This window comes from Bacillus sp. ES1-5 (assembly GCF_022487605.1).
Classification (GTDB): Bacteria; Bacillota; Bacilli; order Bacillales; family Bacillaceae_G; genus Bacillus_A; species Bacillus_A wiedmannii.
Map to the genome: position 1 here is coordinate 30,326 of NZ_JAKVPU010000009.1, position 20,921 is coordinate 51,246.

Below are 20,921 nucleotides of genomic sequence, written 5' to 3' on the forward strand. Positions count from 1 at the left end.
GCTATCCCTTCCTTATTAATTGGAAGGGATTTTTTATTGTCTATATAAATATTTCTCAACAAAATTCACGGTATTTTTACAATTTTTTAATATTTTTTACGTTTTCCGTCTTTATTTTTTCAGAAAAATAAATTACATTATTAAAGCACATATATTTATTATTAGGGGGATTCTTCTATGAAGAATAAAAAATGGATTACATTTTCTTTAGCAACAGCAATTACACTTAGTATGGGGAGTTCGTTCATACCGTCTACTTATGCCGAAAGCTCTGTAGACCCAGCTCCTGAAATTGCTGCAAAGGTTGTAAATCAAAACAATGGGAAGAAAGTATTATTTGATAATACGCACGGTCAAACTGCAGGGACAGCTGACTGGGTTATTGATGGCGGTTTTTCTGATTTCGGAAACGGCATTGCCCAAAACGGATATCATGTAAAAGAACTTCGTAAATCAACACCTATTACATACGACGACTTAAAAAATTACAACGTGTTTATCGTTCCAGAGGCAAATATTCCTTACAAAAAATCTGAACAAGATGCAATGTTACAATATGTAAAAAATGGCGGCAGTATCTTCTTCATTGCCGATCATTATAATGCAGATCGTAATAAAAATCGCTGGGACTCTTCTGAAGTATTTAATGGATATAGACGCGGTGCTTGGGAAAATCCCGCAAAAGGAATGTCTAACGAAGAAGCAAACTCACAAGCTATGCAAGGAGTAGAAAGTTCCGATTGGCTATCTAATAATTTCGGTATTCGCTTCCGTTACAATGCACTTGGTGATGTTTCAGCTAAAAACATTGTTTCGCCTGAACAATCATTCGGAATTACAAAAGGTGTTTCATCGGTAGCAATGCATGCTGGTTCTACTCTAGCAATTACAAATCCAAAACTAGCAAAAGGACTTGTTTATCTTCCAGAAAATCCGTCAAAATGGAATAACGCTGTTGATAGTGGTGTTTATAACGGCGGTGGCGTTGCAGAGGGTCCATATGCTGCAATCGCAAAAGTAGGACTTGGAAAAGCTGCCTTTATCGGTGACTCTTCTCCTGTTGAAGATGCTACGCCAAAATACGTTCGTGAAGATTCTGGCCAAACAAAGAAAACTTATGATGGTTATAAAGAAGAAAACGATGCTGTTTTACTAGAAAATATCGTAAATTGGCTATCGAAACAAGAGACATTTACAAGCTTAGATCAAGTAAACGGTTTACAACTTGATTCACCTACTGCTTTACAAACATTTGAACAACCAAGCTTATCAACAGAGCCACAACCAGAACCTTGGAGTGCACCAAACGCGGGTTACCAATGGTTTAATACAAATACATTTAAATCTGGTTCATACGGATATAACGGCGCCGTAACAGCAAATGATTATGTGATTACACGCCCTAGCATTCTACCAAACAATGAAGTGTTCCAAATAAAGATTCAAGTAAACAACTTATTACCTAATACAACTTATAATAACTATTCTTTAGGTATCTTCTCGACTGGTGGAACACAAGTAGCAAAAGTCCAAAATACAAACGGCACTTGGCCATCTACTTTCGGATATAGTAGCGCCTTCTCATTCACAACAAACAGCTTTGGTTCTGCTGAAAAAATTGTGAACGTACAACTTGATTCAAATACAACTGGACAAGCAACACTTCGTCTACGCCAAAATACAACTGCTAAATATAATGAAGCTATAACGATTAATAAAAAGTAAAAGAAAAGGCAATCCACATGCGGATTGCCTTCTTCTCATTTCTCTTCTTTTGAGAAAAACATTCTGGAAATGACGATACCTATACTACCTACGATTAAGAATAACACTGCCCTGATCATCATTGAAACTTCTGGTAAGTCTAGAAGGAATAACTTTCCTATCGTTACTACTAAAACGACTAAGCCAGCATACAATATTTCATTCATATTTTTATTCCGTCCAAGCCAAACGGCAAATAATGCATATACCATCCATAATAACGATACAGATACGCTTATTATACTTCCATCTGTAGACAGCACTTCACCGACTCTAGTAATTGCAATAAATACGATAACCATAAACCAATAGAGCGTTATAGAATAAACATATTTTCCAAAGCTCCTTAACACATCTTTCGCTCGTTTCATGCAGTAATAAAATGTACCTATTAAAATAATATGGGCAACAAACCCAGCTGAAATGAAATGATCAAACGGACTAAAAATAGTCTGTATCATTCCAATCGCGTAAATCGTCGCACTAACATATAATTTCATCTGTTGTTTTACTTTAATAGCAGTCACCATACCGAGGAAACCTTGTAATAATAATACAATCGCTGCATTCACTAAACTATACTCATATAAAATCGCTAAACTAAATGCACCCATTGCGAAACCAAATAAAAGATTTGTAAATGTAGAATGTCGATTCTTCCTATATTCAAACACGAACATAATAGCGTGCACGAGTGCACTAATCATTAATCCCCATGTTGTAAATTCAGGTATTTTTGAAATGGCTAATATAAAGAAAACTGCATTCGCACTAAATATCGCCAAACGTGGCTCTAATATAAAACTTCTCTCCGTAAACATATGCCAAAATAATAGTAAGTGAATCAAACCATAAACAACCGTTAACTGTATTTGCAAATCCTCTACTAACATTGACATAATAGCAAAGAAAACAAAAAGGACAATAGCAGCAACAGCATAAGAGATCATATATAAATACTGATAACGATTTTTCAACGCATACCATAATAAGCTAAGTGTTAGTATCGTCTCATATCCAAAGAAAATATATGGATTAGGAGTCGTACTATTTAATAAGAATGGCACGAAGAAAGCTCCTACGGCTACGAATATAGTAAGATATTCCGATTGATACCTCTTCGCTACATAAATACCTAAAATGACCCATGCAATATTACATACAAACGCAACACTTGCTGGAATAAATCCATATAAATAATGCGCCGCAAATGTCGTTAAAACTATACCCGTAATACTTCCTCCTGCTAATACTAAACCCAACGCTTGCCGCTCTCGTTTAATTTGAATGTCACCTATATAATAAAAACCGATTGATAGGACAATACCAAACACAATTCGTATTGCAGGTGTTAATAATCCAGCATCTACCCCTGCTTTAAATAACCAAATTACTCCAAGTAACATAATGCCAACAAATATGCGTGGTAACCAAGTTTGGCAAAACTTAATAATATTAAATGGTTCTGGTTTAAAAGCAGATATATCCACTTGTTTTACCTCACTTTCTTGCACAGGTTCTTTTATTGTAACTACTTCTTCTTTTTGCTTTTCCTCCATCACCGTTTCAATACATTCTTTCTTTTCCTTACTATCATGTTGCTGAGCATTTTCTACTTCTATTTCTTTTTGTTTTGCTTTCAATTCAAAAAGTGCTTCTTGAATCGTTTCAATTGCCGTTTCGAGCGCTTCTATTTTCTTATTTAAATCTTCCTTCATACACTCCCCCCTCATCACCATTCAAAATCTATATATTACCAATTATCTTTATCATACTCTTAGTCTATTCATTTTCAATACTATTTTTCCAAAAAAAGGTGTCTTCCGAAATAGGAAAACACCTTTTTACTCATTTATTCTTATTTAGAACAATACTAACTATAACGCCAATACAAACACCTATAATAGCTGGAACAATCCATCCAACACCTTCTGTATAAAACGGAATGTATTTCAATATTGATGTCCACTGATTCATCATTACATTTTTATTGAAAATATCGATTGCACTAAATACCGCTACAATCCCAACAGTTACTGCATATACGTATGCATACTTTCCAATATATTTATGGAATAACCCTAGAATAATAAGCGTTAATGCAACTGGATAAATAAACCCAAGAATCGGTACTGATACTTTTAAAATTTGTGTTAATCCTAAATTAGCTAAAATCATACTAACAAAACTTAATATAAATGCCCAAACTTTATACGCTACTTTCGGAAATGCACTTGCGAAAAATTGACTACAAGACGTAACAAGTCCGATTGACACACATAAACACGCGATCGTAAAAATAAGACCTAATAAAACGACTCCGCCTTGTCCAAATAATGTAGTCATCACTTGCGCTAACACGTTCGCCCCATTATCAAATGTACCTAACGAACCGCTAATTGAACCAACATATCCAAGTATGACATAAATAATAGATAATAATAGTCCTGCACCAATTCCAGCAATACTCATATATTTCGCTAAACCTTTATCATCTTCAACACCTTTTGCACGAAGAGCATTTGCAATAACAATCCCAAAAATTAAAGCGGCTAGCGCATCCATTGTTAAATATCCATCTAAAAAGCCTTGGAACATAGGAGCTTGTCCATAGTTTCCAGCAGCCTCTTTCACACTACCTACTGATGTAAACATACTCTTTATAAAGATAAGGGCAATCATCCCTAATAATAACGGTGTTAAAACTTTTCCGAACAGCCCCATTAATTTAGATGGTGATAAACTTAACCAGTATACAATACTAAAGAAAATAACCGTGTAACATAATAAAACTATACTTCCTGATTCTGTGAAGAACTGACCTGGCCCCATTTCAAAAGCTAAACTCCCTGCACGTGGTATACCAAGGCCTGGCCCAATAAATAAATACACGATACACGGAAAAATAATGGCGAATGAAGAATGCACTCTACCCGCTAGCGTTTGAAAACTTCCTGCTTTCGCAATAGCAATAACTCCCAGTATAGGAAGACCTGTTGCTGATATAATAAATCCTACTAATGAAATCCACACATGTTCTCCTGCTTCATACCCAAGGAAAGGTGGGAATATAAGATTCCCCGCTCCAAAGAACATCGAGAATAACATAAGGCTAATCAGTAAAATTTCTTTTTTCTGTAACAATTTCATTTGTTTCTCCTTCTTTAATTTCATCTTTTATGAAATCAATTTCACATATAAAAAAGTGCAATAATCCGCTTCCTAACAAAGAAAACATAGTCCATAGTCTAACATAAAAGAAACACCCATTCTATAGCTATCCCTCTTTTCCAATTTCTTCTGAAAAATCAACCTTTATTGACTTATAATAGTTAATAAGGTAAAATATTAAATGTACAAAATTATTAACTTTGTTTTTGTTTGTGTCAGGAGGAAAATAACATGGAATCAACGATACAACTAGAAAGAGAACAACAAAGAAAAAAGAAACATCCTCCAGGTTTATACTTACTCTTCTTTACAGAAATGTGGGAAAGATTTAGTTACTATGGATTACGAGGATTATTAACATTATATTTAACGACAGCTTTAGTAAGCGGTGGTCTTGGGTTTAGTCCCGCATGGGCACTCTCTATTTACGGATTTTATACTGGAGCCTGTTATTTCACACCAATGATTGGCGGGTACTTAACAGACCGTTTTCTAGGTAGACGAAAAGCCATCACAATTGGTGGTATAACAATGGCACTCGGTAACCTTACACTATTTGCCTTGCAAAACCAATTAGGCCTATACCTCGGATTAGCGCTTATTATTATCGGTAATGGATTCTTCAAACCGAACATCTCTACACTGGTTGGGGAATTATACGAAGAGAACGATCCAAAACGTGATAGTGCATTTACCATTTTCTATATGGGTATTAACGTCGGGTCATTTTTAGCTCCACTCGTTTGTGGATTTTTATCAGAAAATTTATTCAAAACAACAGTTGATGGCGTTGTTCATTTTGGATTCCGTTACGGTTTCTTAGCCGCTTCAATCGGAATGATCATTGGACAGATTTTATTTACAACATTATCAAATCGCTACCTTGGTGATATCGGTAAAAAACCAACTCGCGATTTGCAAACAGCTGATGGACAACCATCAGTAGGAGATACACCGTTAACAAAAAAAGAAAAACAACGTACCGCAGTTATCGTCATTTTAACATGCTTCGTTGTCTTCTTCTGGGCTGGCTTTGAACAAGCTGGTAGTTCATTAACATTATATACAAACAAATTTGTAGACCGCTCTGTGTTCGGATGGGAAGTTCCAACATCTTGGTTCCAATCGGTCAATCCATTATTTATTATTTTACTTGCTCCAGTCATTTCAGCATTATGGGCAAAACTTGCAACTCGCAAGCGTGGGGATTTAAAAATCCCAACTAAAATGGGACTTGGTATGATTTTGCTCGGTATCGGTTATATCATTCTCGTTATCGCTACATTAAAAACAGGTAGTGATGAGCATAACATCACAGAAAAAGCAAACTTACTATTTATCGTCTTTACGTATCTTTTCCATACGTTAGGTGAGCTATTCTTATCACCTGTTGGACTATCAATGGTTAGTTCTCTCGCTCCAGTAAAACTAGCATCTTTACTAATGGGCGTATGGTTAGCAAGCTCAGGAATCGCCAACATTTTAGGTGGACAACTTGCAAGCTTCACAACTTCACTTGGATATGCTGAAGTATTTACAGTAATCGGAGCTGTAGCAATTGTATTAGGTTGTGTTTTATTACTAATTTCCAAAAAATTAGTGAAATGGATGGATTAAAAAAAGATGAGGGATTTCCCTCATCTTTTTTTATTTCTTCGCCTTCGTTCCTACTAAATCACCAGCAACAACGTAACGCTTAGAATTATCTTTCACAGATACACATGTAATAAGCGTTATTTCATCTTTCCCATGATCCTCGACAACTTCCCACTTATCAGGAGTTACTTCAGATACACCAGTAACCGCATATTCATATTCGTTTTCATTATCATACAAATAAATTTTATCGCCTTTTTTTAGAGACGCTATATCACTAAATAAAACACCTTTTTTAGACATGTTATGTCCTGCTAATGCATAGTTCCCTTTTCCCATTACTTGGTTTTCTTTTACTGTTGCTGCACCTGATAATAGGTTTTTCTCAGTAGAAGACTTTAAAACAGGAAGTTCTAATGAAACACTTGGAATCGAAATACGACCAATTACTTGTTTCTTATCTAAAGATGCTTTCGCAACTTCTGCCAAGTCTGGTTGATTAATTTTCGAAGCATCTACAAATGCCGTCTCATGTTTTTCATAATCCATTTTTTGAACAGCCTGTACATTTTCAGTCTGTTTCTTTTCAGCTTGATATCCATCATAAAATGGCTTGCCGATTAACACACCACCTACAACAAATAGAAGGATCGCTACTATACTATACATTCTTTGCTTATTCATATACAATTCCTTTCCCTTACAAAATCTTACTCTATATAAAATGATAAGATAATATTGCTATATGTACAAGTGTAAGCTAGAAAGAAACCTTCTTGCCGATGCAAGAAGGTTTCTTTTTAAGCAATTTTATTTCGATATAAGGATGCGTGAAAAATCGTCATTTGAATAAAGAAGATACTAAATGCAATATATATTGGATATGCAGGAACATATAGATTAACAATTGGAGAAAGAGTTAAAAAACCAACCGCACAAGGTAACACGTACCATAGTGACATAAATGTAGTACGACAAGCCTTTTCTGTAATTGCCTTTTCTCGTTCATCTTCTTGAGGAAATAATAGTGGAAACATCCAATACGAGAGCTCTTTATATTTTTTCTTTTGAATTTTATAAAGAACAGTCGATACAATACCAAATATTAAAAGTAATACTAGCGGCATTAAACTCAATGAAACTTCGAATGGTACTCTCTCCGTTTGAATAAAATTAGCGACTTCAATAGTAAAGTAATACAACTCAATAAATGCCCAGCCTGCTAATACCATAAAAAGTACATTTAACATATAGGAAAATACAAGTCTATTCATCCTCTTCCCCCTCCTTATTTAAAACAAACACATCTTCCATCTTCAACTGAAATACATCGCAAATCGTAAGTGCTAATAATAATGAAGGAACATAATCACCTTTTTCAATTGCAGCGATTGTTTGTCTCGTTACTCCAACCTTTTCTGCTAATACACTTTGGGAAAAATTAAAGCGAGCTCTTAACTCCTTCACTCTACTTAAAATGGTCAATTTTACCACCTCTCAATTTCATTGTATGCTTTCCTTAACAAAATGTAAACTCAACTTAACATTATTTTTATAAAAAAATCCAACTTTACGTATTGTAAAGTTGGATTACATGTTAGTTTAAAATTGTAAGCTTAACATTTTTTCTGCCCCAATTACTAGATGAAGCTTTATCTGGCATTAAAACATCAATTTTGTGACCTTTAATCGCGCCACCAGTATCTGCTGCAATTGCTTGTCCATAGCCTTCAACATATACAGTAGAACCTAATGGAATAACAGATGGATCTACCGCAATTAATTTCATTCCTGGGTTTGCAGTTAAATTATAGCCTCCCCATGCAGAATATACTTGTTGACCTGGTCCATAACCATTTTCAGCTGGGTCTGCTGTATACGCTGTTGCATGTACATAGATTTCTCTTCCACCAGCAGTTGGTTTAGAAGGTTGTGCAGGTTCTACCTTCGAATTATTATTAGCAACAGGTTCAGCTGGTTTATTAGCTTTCTCTTGCTTTTGTTTTTCAGCAATTTCTGCCTGTGCTTTCACTAATGCTTCTTGCTCTGCCTTTGCAGCTGCTTCTGCTTTTGCACGCTCTTCTGCTGCAATTCTTGCTGCTTCTTGCTCACGAGCAATTGTTTCTTGAACTGCTTTCATATTTGATTCGATTTTAGCTTTTTCTTCTGCTGCTAAATTAAGTTGGCTTGCAACCGCATTATATTTAGCTTGAACTGTTTGTAAGTTAGCTTGACGCTTTTTCAAGTTATCTTGCAACTCAGCTTGTGCTTTTGCTAATTTTTGTTTGTCTACTACTAAAGATGCTTCTTTTTCATCAATTGTTTTCTTATCTTCTTCAATTTGACGAAGATCTTGTTCTTGTAGACGTAAAATTTCTTTATCTGCTTCTAGAATAGTAGAAACTGCGTTCATACGTTGTAAGAAATCTGCAAAGTTTTTTGACTCTACTACAACTTCTACTACTAAACTTGTATTTGAACTGTTTTGAACAGAAACCATACGTTTTCTCATAATATCCTTACGAGCAAGGACTTTATCCTCTAAAACGACAATTTCATTCTTTTTTTGCTCAATCTGCTTATGTGTTTCATCGATTTTACGTTGAATAGCAGCTTGATCCTCTTTATTTTTTGCAATTGTATTATTTAAATTATGTAGTTCGTTTTCGATACCTTGAATTTCTTTACTAACAGCTTGCTTCTCTTGCTCTTTCTTTTGCATATCTGCATCGTTTTGCTGCAATTGCTGTTGCATGTTGTTAAGTTTCTCGTCGTTTGACTCTGCTTTTACAGCGACTGTACTAGAAAGACCGATAATGCCTGCTAATACTAGACTACTGATTCGCTTAAAATAGTTCATAATCCGACTCCCTTCTTATACAGTTATACATGATTTATTTTACAGTTTGTTTACAATACCATTAAATACAGTTTATTTTTCATGACGAAAAAAAGGGAATTATGCATAAAATGTAATAGATTCTTAAATATTTAACAATTCCTATATTTAAAAATTATAAAAGATGCTAAAATCCAAATATAGAGAAAATATAACTTCTAAAGGCGGTTGAAATAAATATATGTTTACTCAAAAGAAATCACTCCAACATAAAATTGATCAATTAGAAAATCGTATACAGGAATTAGAAGCAGAATTAAAACAAAAAGATATTGAAAAACAAGAAATCATTTCTTCTATTCACGACCGTGTGCAAAGCGTCGTTCAAGAGCATCAACTTGTAAATAATCAACACCATACACTTCAAAATTTAGTTCAACAATTAAATTCATGTTTCGAAAATGTTTCAACGCGTACTACACATTCCAATGAATTGAATAACGAAATGTTACAAAAAGAACAAAGCTTAATTCAATCTATTGAAGAAATTATTGACTGTTCTAATGAAGGAAAAGAATCTGTTCACCGTTTACTTATTGTAATTAACAAATTAGGTGAACAATCGCAGCGTACGTCTAACAGTATGAATCATTTAAGCGAACGCTCAAAAGAAATCGAGCAAATTGTAGAAGTCATTCAAAATATTGCAGCACAAACAAATTTACTTGCTTTAAATGCGAGTATTGAAGCAGCACGTGCTGGAGAACACGGTAAAGGATTCGCTGTCGTTGCCAATGAAGTAAGAAAGTTAGCGGAAAGTACAGCCGAAAGTACAAAAAACATCGGTAACTTAACGAAAAAAATTCAAGAAGAAATTGAAAAAGCATACGATAACACAAAAGATAATTTGCATTTAGTTGATGAAGGTGTAGAAATGAGTGCCGATACAAACGCTAGAATTGAAAATATTTTAATTATGATTCAAACGTTACAAAGCGGTGCTACAAATGTTATTAAAGCTATCGAAAACCAAAAATCTTGTAATGATGATATATTACGTGAATTCGCTAATACACAACAAATGTTCCAAAAATTAAATACTACTATTATGAACCATATTCATGATGCCGAAAAAGTGGATGTTCAATTAACTAAAGGTCTTCAAGAAACAGCGGCTTCTCATTAATAATAAAAACCCCTTATAGCGCTATAAGGGGTTTTTATTATATTTCGAATATTTATTTCTTCTCAATATTCATCCGCATCTTTGTTATAATGGACAAGTTGTTTCTTTCGACTAATTAACTAGGAGGTTTTTATGGAACAATTTTATTACATTTTAAAATATTTAATTCTTGGTCTGTTCCAGGGACTAACAGAGCCAATTCCGATTTCTTCAAGCGGTCACCTCGTTTTAGCACAGCATTTGCTAGGACTAAAAATAGAAGGGTTTAGCTTCGAACTACTTGTTAATTCAGCTTCATTATTAGCTGTACTACTTATTTATAGAAATGATTTAATTCGTCTAACGAAGAATGGTCTATCTTATATATTTACAAGAGCAGAAGACGCAAAATCAGATTTCTTCTTTATTATTTACCTTGTTATTGCGACCATTCCAGCAGGTGTTATTGGTGTTTTATTTAAAGATTACATCGATCAGTACTTAAAAGGTGTGAAGATGGTTGGGATTTCCCTTCTTATTACTGCTGTCGGCCTTTGGATTATTAGAAACTTGCGTGGACGTAAAAATGATGGCGATCTTTCTATGAAAGATGCAATCATCGTCGGTTTAGCACAAGCTTGTGCACTAATTCCTGGAATTAGCCGATCAGGTGCAACAATCGTCGCAGCGATGTTACTTGGTATGAAGCAAGAAACAGCTCTTCGTTTCTCATTCTTACTATATATCCCTGTTAGCTTAGGTGGTTTATTACTAAGTATTACCGACATTGCAAAAGATCCAAATCTAGACACATTATTCGTACCATATGTCGTTGCATTTATCGCAACATTTATCATGACGTATATTTCGTTAAAATGGTTTATGAACATTATGGCAAAAGGAAATTTAAAATATTTCTCTTTCTATTGTATTATCGTAGGTGTACTTACTCTTATTTTCTTATAAAGTTCAACTTACAAATCGAAAAGCGAGTCATTCTATTAAACTAGGATGACTCGCTTTTTTATATCTTTATAATGATAAAACCCCTCTTACCTTTCTGTACAATAAGAGGGGCCCCTTTTATGCGTATACTTTCTTTTCTTGACAATACAAACGAATAACATGTTTATTTTGTTGAAATACATCATGCGTTAGGCGGATAATAATAAAATTTCGTTTTATTTGATCATCATGAACAAAAATCTGTTCTCCCTCCTGAAAACGCCATGCACTTTCAAAAGTTGTAATATGATCCCCACTTACAGAAAAAAGCTCATATCGCATATCTTGTACCCTCTCTCAACTTATAATAATCACAATATCCTTATATTAAATTTAGTATAACTTAATCCCGTTTAAATTTGAAATTTTTTCTATTTCGAAATATTTTAATTTTGTTTTAAGGTTCTTTTAACGTTATAATGATAAACGAATTTTCATTGAAAGGAGCTTCATTTTGACTGCATATTTATTTCCTGTAAAAACAGCATTTATTTTATTTCCTTTTTTAGCAATGTTTCTCTTAATACCTTTTTTAATATTTAATTATCGAAAGTATGGCTATTTAAATAAATGGCGTTCATTTATTTTATACTCATTATTACTATACTTATTAAATGCCTATTTTCTTGTGATTTTGCCATTACCACAAACATATGATACTTGTAGCCTACAACCAGCTAATACGCAGCATATGCAACTATCACCATTTTATTTCATACAAGAAATTAGTAATCATACCTCGGCAATTTTGACGAAACCAGCTACCTACTTCTATTTATTAAAGGAATCTGCGTTTTTACAAGTTGCTTTTAACGTTCTACTAACCGTTCCGTTCGGTATGTACTTACGTTATTACTTCCGACGTAGCTTCTTACAAACAGTGTGTATTTCTTTTTGCCTTTCACTGTTCTTTGAGTTAACACAAGTAACTGGATTATATGGTATTTATAATTGTGCCTATCGCTTATTTGATATTGACGATTTGTTTTTAAACACGCTAGGCGGCGTAATTGGTTTTATCATTGCACCAATATTTACGTACTTCCTTCCGAAAACAAGCGAATTAGATATTCATATTGATTTAGAAACGAAACCAGTTGGATTTATTCGTCGTCTCATCGCTATGCAAATTGATTGGATTTTCTTATCTATCGTTGTACCTTTCATTAAAAATAAAGGAAATTCACTATTTATTGCTAACATCCAATCTTATACAAATGTATACGAACTCCTTTTCATTACATGTTCAATCTTATACTTTATTATCATTCCATACTTTACGAATGGAAGAACAATAGGAAAAGCGTTGCTTCGGATTTATATTAAAGGACAAGCAGAGCGTATTACACTAAAAGAATTATTCATTCGTTACGGGATATTCTATTTCATCTTAGGCGGAATCAATTATATTCTTTCGAGTAGCTCTATCTTAAATCATACAGAGCCTTTAGTATTACTAGTTATACTATTATTCCAATTTGTAATTAACGGTCTATTTATTATTCATGTTTTATTACATGTATTTAGTCGTGATAAGTTACTATTTTACGAGCGCATTAGTCAAACAAGAAATGCGATTATACTAAAAAAAGCTGACAAGTAATACTTTGTCAGCTTTTTTTCATAATCGTAAATAATTTTTCTGTGTAAGGGTTTGAAAACATTTCTGTTTCATCTAATAACTTCCTTACCTCTAGAAACGAATGCAATTCTGGATATATATTTTGTAATTTTTCGTACGTTAACGTATGCATTTTCCCCCAATGTGGGCGTCCTTCATACTTTAGAAAAATTTTCTCCACCTCACCAAAATAAGCAGCATACTTCATACCTTTATACATATGAACGGCAATATACGCTGAATCCCTTCCGTACGCTGGACTGAGCCATATATCATCGCTTTTCACATAACGACATTCAATTGGGAAATGTACTTTATACTTTTTCTTTTCAATAAGGTTTGAAATTTCTTCTACAACGGCCCGCATATACTTTGAAGGAACACTATACTCCATTTCATAAAATGGAACCGCACGCGATGTAGCAAATACTTCATAACTTGGACCAATTATTTTTGTATTCGGTACAGCTTTAGCCGATAATCGACTTACACCTTTACTTATGGAAGGAAACCATTTACATCCTTTAGATAACAAAGAAAACATCTTATTTTCAAGCAACTCTACCTTTAGTTTATGCCATTTCAAGTCACTTTTTTTACCCGTTGTTTCGTTTGTAAATTTCACTTGTACTTCATCTGAATAAGGAAAAACGAAAAATTCAAAATGGCGATTCTTCTTGTATTCTTCTAGCTTGTTCATTACAGTAGATAATGACTGTTTTTCACTTTCATACACAAGTGAATACGCCCTAATTACTTTCAATTTTACCTTTACAATGATTCCCAACATCCCAAGCGACAACTGAAAGGCTCTCCAATATTCCACATTCTCAGTTTCCGAACAAACTATACTCTCACCTGTAGATAAAACTGCGGTAATCTCTATAACTTGTGTTGATAAACTCCCAAAGGTAATACCCGTCCCATGAGTCCCTGTGCTAATCGCTCCTGCAATAGATTGTGAATCAATATCCCCTAAATTTTCTTGTGCATAACCTTTTTCTTCAAGTAACTTCCCTAAATCATGTAACTTTGTTCCTGCCCATACTTCGGCAACCATCTTCTCTGCATCAATATCCATAATACCTTTCAATTCATCTAAAGAAACTAAAATTTCTTCCGTTTGCACAAGAGGTGTAAACGAGTGCCCTGAACCGACAACACGAATTTTCTTCTCTTTTTTTCGAGCAAGCTCTACAACTCCTACTACATCTTGTATACTTTCTGGATACATCGTATAATGCGGTGTTCCTTCTACATTCCCTGTCCAATTTCTCCATTTTTGTCCCTTTATAGAAAGCATTGGCCATCCCCCCGATATGTTGAATACTCCCCAACAATCTCTCCTTCTTTCACACGATATAAAAATGGAAACCGCTCACATAACTCTCCAGCTTTACTATGGCGAAACAAGATAGCATCTCCTATCTCTACCCGGTCCTCACCGTTATAAAAAACCGGTGTTTGTACCTCGCCAGCGCCTTCTAAAGCTAATAATTTCGCACCATTTGGCCTCCAAATCTCAGGTTCTTTATCTTTACCAATTGCGCCTGAGGCAATATATCCACCACCTAAACAAGTGTAAATAAACGGGGCTGGTTTACGCACAACTGGTAAAGCAAATCCGACAGCTGGATGAAATTGCACCTCTTTATAATAATCGAACAGCTTCGGGGCATAAAAAGCAGAACCTATTGTAATCTCTGAAACTGAATTATCTTGCTCAGTTGTTTTTATACTTCCTGTGCCTCCCCCATTTACAAACCTTAGTTCAATACCTAGGTTTTGTATTTCTTTTACGATATGTCCTCTTCTTTCTTTAACTTCTAACACTGACTTCTTCTTTAAATACGAAATCACTTTACTTTTCACTCTTTGATTCGGTATGTGATCTCCTACCCCAGCAATTTGAGCTTCATATCCCATTACACCATCTAGTATTAAAAATGATGATTCTTTCACCCTTTTTACTATTTTCAAAGCACCTTGCACATCTTTTACCGGTGATCTGTTTACCCCAAAATGAAATTGAAAAAAACGACTACTCATATCAATATCCAAACAAACACGAAAACACCCTTTAGACTCCTCAGCAATTTTTTCTAGATAAACAATATGGTCTTCACAATCCACCATACAAGTTATAATGAGGCCTTGCTTTGTTAGCAAACTTATTTCATGTAAAGCCCTTTTATCATAAGCAGGATATCCGAGCAATAAATCATTGCATCCTTGTTCAATTAAAAACAAAGCCTCTCTAGGTGAAAAACACATAATACCTTGAAATCGATCATTTGTAGCTAAAATCTTTTGCATAACTGGAACAGAACGTAACGATTTACTCGCTATACGAATCTTCTTATTCCCACTTAATTCTATAATCGATTGAATATTTCTATCTAAAGCCACTTCATCCAAAAATGCACACGGTAATGGAACCTCTTTAAAAATTCCTCGATCCACATTTTTCTCTCCTCTTCTCTATATGTCTTATACATATTGGAAAGAAAGTTTAAATTTCCTCTACAAAATAAAAAAGTTTCTTCCTATTTTAAGAAGAAACTTTTTTAGGACTATTTCATAGAAATAGTTGCCTCTACTGGATAATGATCAGAATAATCATCATACGTATATTTTTTGAGCCATGATGTAACAGACCACTTTGGAGATTTAGGTTGTAATACTTTATTCTCTATAAATGATGGATTCGCATGATCTTTACTTGCAATAATATAATCTAAATGTTCAGCAGATGCATCTGGATAATTGTATTTCGCAATACTGTTTGTCGTCGCATCCCAAGTTGCTGTATGTCCTGTATAAGATGGAATAGAAGCGTGCAATGTTTTAAACATAGATGCGTACTCTGAGTCACTATTGTTCTCTGCATTTATTTTATTCACGTTCATATCGCCACCAAATAGGACGTACTCGTCATTTGGTATATTCTTATTTTTTATAAAATCTTGAATTTCTTTTAGCTGGTTTGTACGTACAGATGCAGGTGAAGTTTTTCCGCACATACTATCTTCAGCCTGCAAATGCGTCCCAATTACATGAACGAAACGATCATTTTTCTTAATTTTCGTGTATACAAATCCTTTATTCGATAAATTATCTGGCCCGCATCCTTTTGCAAATACATATTGAATCTTTTCAACGATCGGCCATTTACTCACGATTGCAACGCCCCCATCTTCAGGAGTTGAAGATGAATAGCTACCTAACGTTTTATCCCATTCATTTCCGTTACTACGACCTAATACCGCTGTTTGATTTGGATATTCTTTCTTCAAATTCCCTAACAAACGATCTGATGCGCTATTATCAAACACTTCATTTAATATAACAACGTCTTGATTCTTTATATAATCTGCCGCCCCAATTAAATCAGCACGATCACTTTGTCCCCAGTTCGGATATAAATTTGTTGATAGCATATACACGTTATGCGTCATCACTTTCAAAGTATTATTTTGATTTGTAGATGTTTCTGCTTGAGCTGAAGATCCTCCGTATAAAACTCCTAAACCAATCCCAAAGCTAAGTACACCTTTTAGCAATTTTCCTTTCACGCTTCATACCTCCATGTATTAGTTATAAAAAGGCCAAATACTCTATTGTGAGATTTGACCTTTTTTTTAATACTTAACGATCTCCGTACGTATCAAACCAAAGCTGAATGTATCCGGCAGTAACACGTTGTGCATCCATTAATCGCTTACCTGTCATTGGTGTAACTTCAGCGCGCCATTTATCTGCATATTCTTGTGATACAGCTGCTTTTACGAACCAATCTTTCGTATTATCATTTACAATGCCAGCGTAATCTTGTTTCGCTGCTACTGCCGCTCCGTGAATCCAATCTTCTGGATTTGTACCTTTCCAGTTCCAATATCCATTTCCATCCGTTACTTTATAATTATCTTTTATCGTATCTACAAAGTTTTCATATTTAGAATGGAATCCTTGTGGGTACGAAAGATTTGTAAAGTTTGCCGCATGCATCGGTTGGTTTACATCTCCTAAATAATGAAGAGATAATCCTAAATAGAAGAATGCTTGTTTCATATCTTTATTTTTATATGATTCACCAGCTAATTTAAAATATTTAGCGCCAGTTTCTTTTGCCTGCTTTGCAAATGGAATATATGTTTTTCCATTGTCTGGATCATAGAAATGTGAAGCAAATGTGCTATTATCATAATAAGGATTTTCATAGTCAGCAGCATAAATACCATTTTCTAATTCCGTACGCCATTCATTTAATTGTGCAACTCGATCTTGTTTTACAAGTGTTGTATTGCGAGACATAATATCAATGGCACGGTTTACAATCCATAAATGAGAGTTTACGCCTTCTTTATGTTTATCTTCAGCAGACCAGCGATGAACTATTTTTATTTTACTTCCCCCATCGTTTTCATGAGCAAATGCAACACTTTGTAACGGCGCTACTAATGTAATAGCTGCTGCTAAAGCAAGTACTTTCTTTTTCATCTGAAATCCTCCATTTTATAATTGAATTATTGTAAACTTTTTGTTAGGATCCTATGATATCGTCCGGTTAACCTATGACTAGAATATCCCACCTTTCATGAAATTTCTATCAATAAATTAAAATATGCAAATGTTCATATCATTATAACTTTATACATAGTGAATATAATGAATGCACTTATATTGTAATAAAGTATTGTTAATCTACTGCAAATGATTGTCTAAACTAATGTAAAAAAAGAGTAAAGCATCCACATGCTTTACTCTTTTTTTCTATTCGATAATATACTTGGCAGTTGTACATTAACTGCCAACTTATGAATAAATCCAAACACTAATCCAATCCCAATAAATATGTATAAGATTGTAAATATCTTTCCGAAATCAGTTTGCGGACTAAAATCCCCATCACCGACAGTCGTCAACGTGACCACACTAAAATATAAAGCGTCAAGAGGACGTAATCCTTCAACTGTACTATAAAAAATTGTACCAGATGTTAATGTTAGAAATGTTAATACGAATAATACTTGAAATTCTTTATCTTTCCACGCTCGTAAACAAGCTTTTAGCATCCGTTTCAATGTCAACATAAATGAAAGCATTAGACTTCCCCTTCCAAACAAAATACCTGTAGTTAAAGGAAAGTCTATCACCTTTCTGTATAGAAAAAAAGTAGCCCTCTTCTATTTCTAGAAAAGGGCTATTTTTTACTATTCTCTATTATTTAGGTGAAACAAGAATTTTCACTTGTGTTTTATCTTTTACAAGTGCTTCAAATCCTTCTTCAACAACTTGATCCACTGTGATTTTTTTCGTAATTAATTTCTCTGCTTGAATTTGGCCAGAGCTAATTAATTTAATAACAGCTGGGAAGATATGACGGTATCCTAGAATACCGATAACTTCTTTTTCTTTTAGTACAAGGTTGTTTGGCGTAATTGTCGCATCTTTTTCCCACACACTAACAATTACAGTTTGTCCTTCAAAGCTTGTACTTTCAATCGCTTGACGAAGTACTACTTCGACACCTGTTACTTCAAAGCTCACATTTACACCTAAACCATTTGTTAAGTTACGAATTTCTGCTAGTACATCTTGAGTAGCTGGATTTAATACATAATCCGCACCTGCTAATTTTGCTAACTCTTGACGTTCTTTAGAAAGTTCTACTGCAATAACAGGAGTTGCTCCTGCTGCTTTAGCTGCTTGAATGACAAGAAGCCCAATTGGACCACAACCAAATACTGCTACAGCTTCCCCTTCTTTTAATTTACTTTGACGTACTGCATGAACTGCTACCGCTGCTGGTTCTACAAGTGCACCTTGTTCATACGTCATTTCATCAGGAATATGGTGGACCATATCTTCTGGTACTACTGTATATTCAGAGAAACCGCCGCCTTCTCCGCCAAGACCGTGGAAAACAAGTTGTTCACAAACATTGTAATGTCCATGTTTACAAGCTTCACATTTACCACAAGAATAAATTGGTTCTACAACGACGCGATCTCCCACTTTATGAGAAGTAACGCCTTCACCGATTTCAACTACCTCACCACTAAACTCATGACCTAAAATAACCGGTGCTTTTACGTGTGTTAATGGGTGCTCTTCTGTTGGAATAAAAATAGGTCCTGCTAAATATTCATGCAAGTCTGTTCCGCAGATACCACACCATTTCACTTTAATCTTAACTGCTCCTGGTCTTACAGTTGGTTCTGGTACTTCTTCTACTCGTACATCGCGTTGATTATGCCAAAGTAATGCTTTCATTTTATACATCCCTCTCTACGTATATACTTAACCTGGTGAAGTTTACCAATCTATTATAATACTTCTATCCATATATTTCAAAAAAACAATCTCATCCCCACTAAATTTTAACAAATAACGTTCAATATTTTGTCACTTTGTACTTTTTTCCACATCTGTTAATGCTAATTTCATTGCGGTTGAAATTAGCATTATGCCATAATAGCATAGGAGAGGTGAATATCGCTTGAAATATTTTATTTACTTTATTGTTATCGTAGCGTTTCTAGATACATTTTCACAATTACCTATTATGAGTACGTTCGCTCAAAGTCTTGGAGGATCTCCTCTTATTATTGGGCTAGTTGTCGGTATGTACTCATTCGCTAATATGATCGGTAATATTATTGCTGGCGCTGCTGTCGATAAATTTGGTGCAAAAAAAATACTTTATATAAGCATGGGACTTACGAGTTTCATAGTCTTGTTATACACCGTTGTTCAAAGTGGTGAACAACTATTAGTTGTGCGCTTTATGCACGGCTTTAGTGACGGATTTTTAATTCCTGCTGCCTTTACATTTTTATCAAAACAAACAAATTCAGCAAGACAAGGTAAGGCAATGGCTCTATCTGGTGCTGCTGTTGGAACAGCGGCAATTGTAGGACCGGCTTTCAGTGGAATTATGAAAGCAACTGCTGGTATAGAGTGGGTGTTCATCACCATTTCTATTTTAATGGTCCTTGGTACAATCGTATCTCTATTCTTCTTACCAAATAACGTATCAAGAAAAGATACCTCAAGAACACAAATGATGAACAAAGAAGATATGATTGAACTATTGAAATCAGAACCGTTATTGCAAGCATATATTGGTGCTTTCACACTAATGTTCTCACAAGGAATTGTCACTTATATGCTACCAGTGAAAGTTGAGGCATTAGCACTTAAAGCATCTACAACAGGCATGATGCTAAGTGTATTCGGAATTACCGCTATCCTCTTCTTCTTGCTACCAACAAACCGTATTTACGATCGATTTAATCGTTCAAAACTCATGCTAATTGGGATTGCAGTAATGGCATTCGCGTTATCTTTACTTGGATTATTCGCAACAAAAGGTATGCTCTTTATCGTTATGATGATTTATGGCATTGGATTCGCTATCCTTTTCCCATCGATAAATGCATTACTTGTTGAAAATACGACAGATGATAAGCGCGGAAAAGCATTCGGATTGTTTTATGCTTTCTTCTCATTAGGAGTTGTTGCTGGATCCTTTACAGTTGGTGCAATCGGGGCATCCCCTAGCGTCAGCTTCGTTATCGGAACTGCATTCTTATTAACATTCGCTGGAATGATTTATGTAAGAAGCAAAATAAAAAGTAAAGCAAAAAGCAAAGTAAAAAAGACAATGATGGGATAACCCCATCATTGTCTTTTTTTCGCCTAATATATATTACTTTTGCATATAACCAAGTAATACTGTAAATAAGCTTATGTAT

At 34.5% G+C, this 20,921-nt stretch carries 18 protein-coding genes and 1 pseudogene; 6 read left to right on the plus strand and 13 right to left on the minus strand.

What is annotated here, in order from left to right; all coding sequences use genetic code 11:
• Nucleotides 1-177: 177 nt before the first annotated feature.
• Nucleotides 178-1,725: a DNA-binding protein gene (locus MKO96_RS23175; RefSeq protein ID WP_087979463.1), complete on the plus strand. Its 1,548-nt coding sequence runs from the start codon at nucleotides 178-180 to the stop codon at nucleotides 1,723-1,725.
• A gap of 35 nt (nucleotides 1,726-1,760) precedes the next feature.
• On the opposite strand, the gene MKO96_RS23180 is transcribed toward MKO96_RS23175, so the two are convergent.
• Both MKO96_RS23180 and brnQ1 read right to left on the minus strand, forming a co-directional pair.
• A complete protein-coding gene (locus MKO96_RS23180) occupies nucleotides 1,761-3,482 on the minus strand; it encodes a DUF2339 domain-containing protein (RefSeq protein ID WP_240588816.1) in 1,722 nt (573 codons plus the stop codon).
• Between the two features lie 130 nt (nucleotides 3,483-3,612).
• The gene (gene brnQ1 / locus MKO96_RS23185) at nucleotides 3,613-4,914 is read right to left on the minus strand and encodes a branched-chain amino acid transport system II carrier protein BrnQ1 (RefSeq protein WP_240588817.1); all 1,302 of its coding nucleotides are present in this window, start codon (nucleotides 4,912-4,914) and stop codon (nucleotides 3,613-3,615) included.
• Between the two features lie 252 nt (nucleotides 4,915-5,166).
• On the opposite strand from brnQ1, the gene MKO96_RS23190 reads away from it, so the two are divergent.
• Nucleotides 5,167-6,552: a peptide MFS transporter gene (locus MKO96_RS23190; protein WP_240588818.1), complete on the plus strand. Its 1,386-nt coding sequence runs from the start codon at nucleotides 5,167-5,169 to the stop codon at nucleotides 6,550-6,552.
• Between the two features lie 30 nt (nucleotides 6,553-6,582).
• On the opposite strand, the gene MKO96_RS23195 is transcribed toward MKO96_RS23190, so the two are convergent.
• The 4 genes from MKO96_RS23195 to MKO96_RS23210 form a co-directional block, all read right to left on the minus strand.
• Nucleotides 6,583-7,215, minus strand: coding sequence for a class A sortase (locus MKO96_RS23195; RefSeq protein ID WP_240588819.1), 633 nt, complete (start codon nucleotides 7,213-7,215; stop codon nucleotides 6,583-6,585).
• A 116-nt stretch (nucleotides 7,216-7,331) separates the two neighbouring features.
• Nucleotides 7,332-7,805 (minus strand): DUF2178 domain-containing protein, encoded by a 474-nt coding sequence (locus tag MKO96_RS23200; protein ID WP_240588820.1) that lies wholly within the window; start codon nucleotides 7,803-7,805, stop codon nucleotides 7,332-7,334.
• Nucleotides 7,798-8,016: a helix-turn-helix transcriptional regulator gene (locus MKO96_RS23205; protein WP_240588821.1), complete on the minus strand. Its 219-nt coding sequence runs from the start codon at nucleotides 8,014-8,016 to the stop codon at nucleotides 7,798-7,800. The genes MKO96_RS23200 and MKO96_RS23205 overlap by 8 nt, the downstream gene beginning before the upstream one ends.
• Nucleotides 8,017-8,128: 112 nt before the next feature.
• On the minus strand, nucleotides 8,129-9,391 hold the full coding sequence (locus MKO96_RS23210) for a 3D domain-containing protein (RefSeq protein WP_240588822.1): 1,263 nt from the start codon (nucleotides 9,389-9,391) through the stop codon (nucleotides 8,129-8,131).
• Nucleotides 9,392-10,037: 646 nt separating this feature from the next.
• Here MKO96_RS23210 and MKO96_RS29635 point away from each other — a divergent pair.
• Together MKO96_RS29635 and MKO96_RS23220 are read left to right on the plus strand one after the other, a co-directional pair.
• Nucleotides 10,038-10,556: pseudogene (locus MKO96_RS29635) on the plus strand (methyl-accepting chemotaxis protein); the annotation flags it as partial.
• Nucleotides 10,557-10,688: 132 nt separating this feature from the next.
• Nucleotides 10,689-11,501 carry an undecaprenyl-diphosphate phosphatase gene (locus tag MKO96_RS23220; protein ID WP_000434784.1) on the plus strand — a complete coding sequence of 271 codons (813 nt, stop codon included), beginning with the start codon at nucleotides 10,689-10,691 and terminating at the stop codon, nucleotides 11,499-11,501.
• Between the two features lie 117 nt (nucleotides 11,502-11,618).
• Here the strand turns inward: MKO96_RS23220 and MKO96_RS23225 are convergent, their stop codons facing one another.
• On the minus strand, nucleotides 11,619-11,822 hold the full coding sequence (locus MKO96_RS23225; RefSeq protein ID WP_001268330.1) for a hypothetical protein: 204 nt from the start codon (nucleotides 11,820-11,822) through the stop codon (nucleotides 11,619-11,621).
• A gap of 172 nt (nucleotides 11,823-11,994) precedes the next feature.
• Here MKO96_RS23225 and MKO96_RS23230 point away from each other — a divergent pair, with 172 nt between their 5' ends.
• Entirely contained in the window at nucleotides 11,995-13,143 is a 1,149-nt protein-coding gene (locus tag MKO96_RS23230) for a VanZ family protein (protein WP_240588823.1), read from the plus strand.
• Between the two features lie 7 nt (nucleotides 13,144-13,150).
• On the opposite strand, the gene MKO96_RS23235 is transcribed toward MKO96_RS23230, so the two are convergent.
• The 6 genes from MKO96_RS23235 to bdhA form a co-directional block, all read right to left on the minus strand.
• Nucleotides 13,151-14,464, minus strand: a complete 1,314-nt coding sequence (locus MKO96_RS23235) for a D-arabinono-1,4-lactone oxidase (protein ID WP_240588824.1) — start codon at nucleotides 14,462-14,464, stop codon at nucleotides 13,151-13,153.
• Nucleotides 14,452-15,624, minus strand: a complete 1,173-nt coding sequence (locus MKO96_RS23240; RefSeq protein WP_240588825.1) for an amino acid deaminase/aldolase — start codon at nucleotides 15,622-15,624, stop codon at nucleotides 14,452-14,454. Before MKO96_RS23240 ends, MKO96_RS23235 begins: the two co-directional genes overlap by 13 nt.
• A gap of 110 nt (nucleotides 15,625-15,734) precedes the next feature.
• On the minus strand, nucleotides 15,735-16,736 hold the full coding sequence (gene sph, locus MKO96_RS23245; RefSeq protein WP_098654588.1) for a sphingomyelinase C: 1,002 nt from the start codon (nucleotides 16,734-16,736) through the stop codon (nucleotides 15,735-15,737).
• 73 nt (nucleotides 16,737-16,809) lie between these two features.
• Entirely contained in the window at nucleotides 16,810-17,661 is an 852-nt protein-coding gene (gene cerA / locus MKO96_RS23250; protein ID WP_000731006.1) for a phospholipase CerA, read from the minus strand.
• 260 nt (nucleotides 17,662-17,921) lie between these two features.
• Nucleotides 17,922-18,266 (minus strand): potassium channel family protein, encoded by a 345-nt coding sequence (locus tag MKO96_RS23255; protein WP_000948235.1) that lies wholly within the window; start codon nucleotides 18,264-18,266, stop codon nucleotides 17,922-17,924.
• A gap of 118 nt (nucleotides 18,267-18,384) precedes the next feature.
• Complete coding sequence (gene bdhA, locus MKO96_RS23260) at nucleotides 18,385-19,437, minus strand: (R,R)-butanediol dehydrogenase (RefSeq protein ID WP_000645834.1); 1,053 nt, start codon at nucleotides 19,435-19,437, stop codon at nucleotides 18,385-18,387.
• Between the two features lie 226 nt (nucleotides 19,438-19,663).
• Between bdhA and MKO96_RS23265 the strand changes: the two genes are divergently transcribed.
• On the plus strand, nucleotides 19,664-20,842 hold the full coding sequence (locus tag MKO96_RS23265; protein ID WP_240588826.1) for an MFS transporter: 1,179 nt from the start codon (nucleotides 19,664-19,666) through the stop codon (nucleotides 20,840-20,842).
• The last annotated feature ends 79 nt before the right edge of the window (nucleotides 20,843-20,921 follow it).

What these genes read in the sequence shown, in the direction of transcription:
- MKO96_RS23175 (WP_087979463.1), top strand. Translation starts at nt 178, where the DNA reads ATGAAGAATAAAAAATGGATTACATTTTCTTTAGCAACAGCAATTACA.
- MKO96_RS23180 (WP_240588816.1), bottom strand. Translation starts at nt 3,482, where the DNA reads ATGAAGGAAGATTTAAATAAGAAAATAGAAGCGCTCGAAACGGCAATT.
- brnQ1 (WP_240588817.1), bottom strand. Translation starts at nt 4,914, where the DNA reads ATGAAATTGTTACAGAAAAAAGAAATTTTACTGATTAGCCTTATGTTA.
- MKO96_RS23190 (WP_240588818.1), top strand. Translation starts at nt 5,167, where the DNA reads ATGGAATCAACGATACAACTAGAAAGAGAACAACAAAGAAAAAAGAAA.
- MKO96_RS23195 (WP_240588819.1), bottom strand. Translation starts at nt 7,215, where the DNA reads ATGAATAAGCAAAGAATGTATAGTATAGTAGCGATCCTTCTATTTGTT.
- MKO96_RS23200 (WP_240588820.1), bottom strand. Translation starts at nt 7,805, where the DNA reads ATGAATAGACTTGTATTTTCCTATATGTTAAATGTACTTTTTATGGTA.
- MKO96_RS23210 (WP_240588822.1), bottom strand. Translation starts at nt 9,391, where the DNA reads ATGAACTATTTTAAGCGAATCAGTAGTCTAGTATTAGCAGGCATTATC.
- MKO96_RS23220 (WP_000434784.1), top strand. Translation starts at nt 10,689, where the DNA reads ATGGAACAATTTTATTACATTTTAAAATATTTAATTCTTGGTCTGTTC.
- MKO96_RS23225 (WP_001268330.1), bottom strand. Translation starts at nt 11,822, where the DNA reads ATGCGATATGAGCTTTTTTCTGTAAGTGGGGATCATATTACAACTTTT.
- MKO96_RS23235 (WP_240588824.1), bottom strand. Translation starts at nt 14,464, where the DNA reads ATGCTTTCTATAAAGGGACAAAAATGGAGAAATTGGACAGGGAATGTA.
- cerA (WP_000731006.1), bottom strand. Translation starts at nt 17,661, where the DNA reads ATGAAAAAGAAAGTACTTGCTTTAGCAGCAGCTATTACATTAGTAGCG.
- MKO96_RS23255 (WP_000948235.1), bottom strand. Translation starts at nt 18,266, where the DNA reads ATGCTTTCATTTATGTTGACATTGAAACGGATGCTAAAAGCTTGTTTA.
- bdhA (WP_000645834.1), bottom strand. Translation starts at nt 19,437, where the DNA reads ATGAAAGCATTACTTTGGCATAATCAACGCGATGTACGAGTAGAAGAA.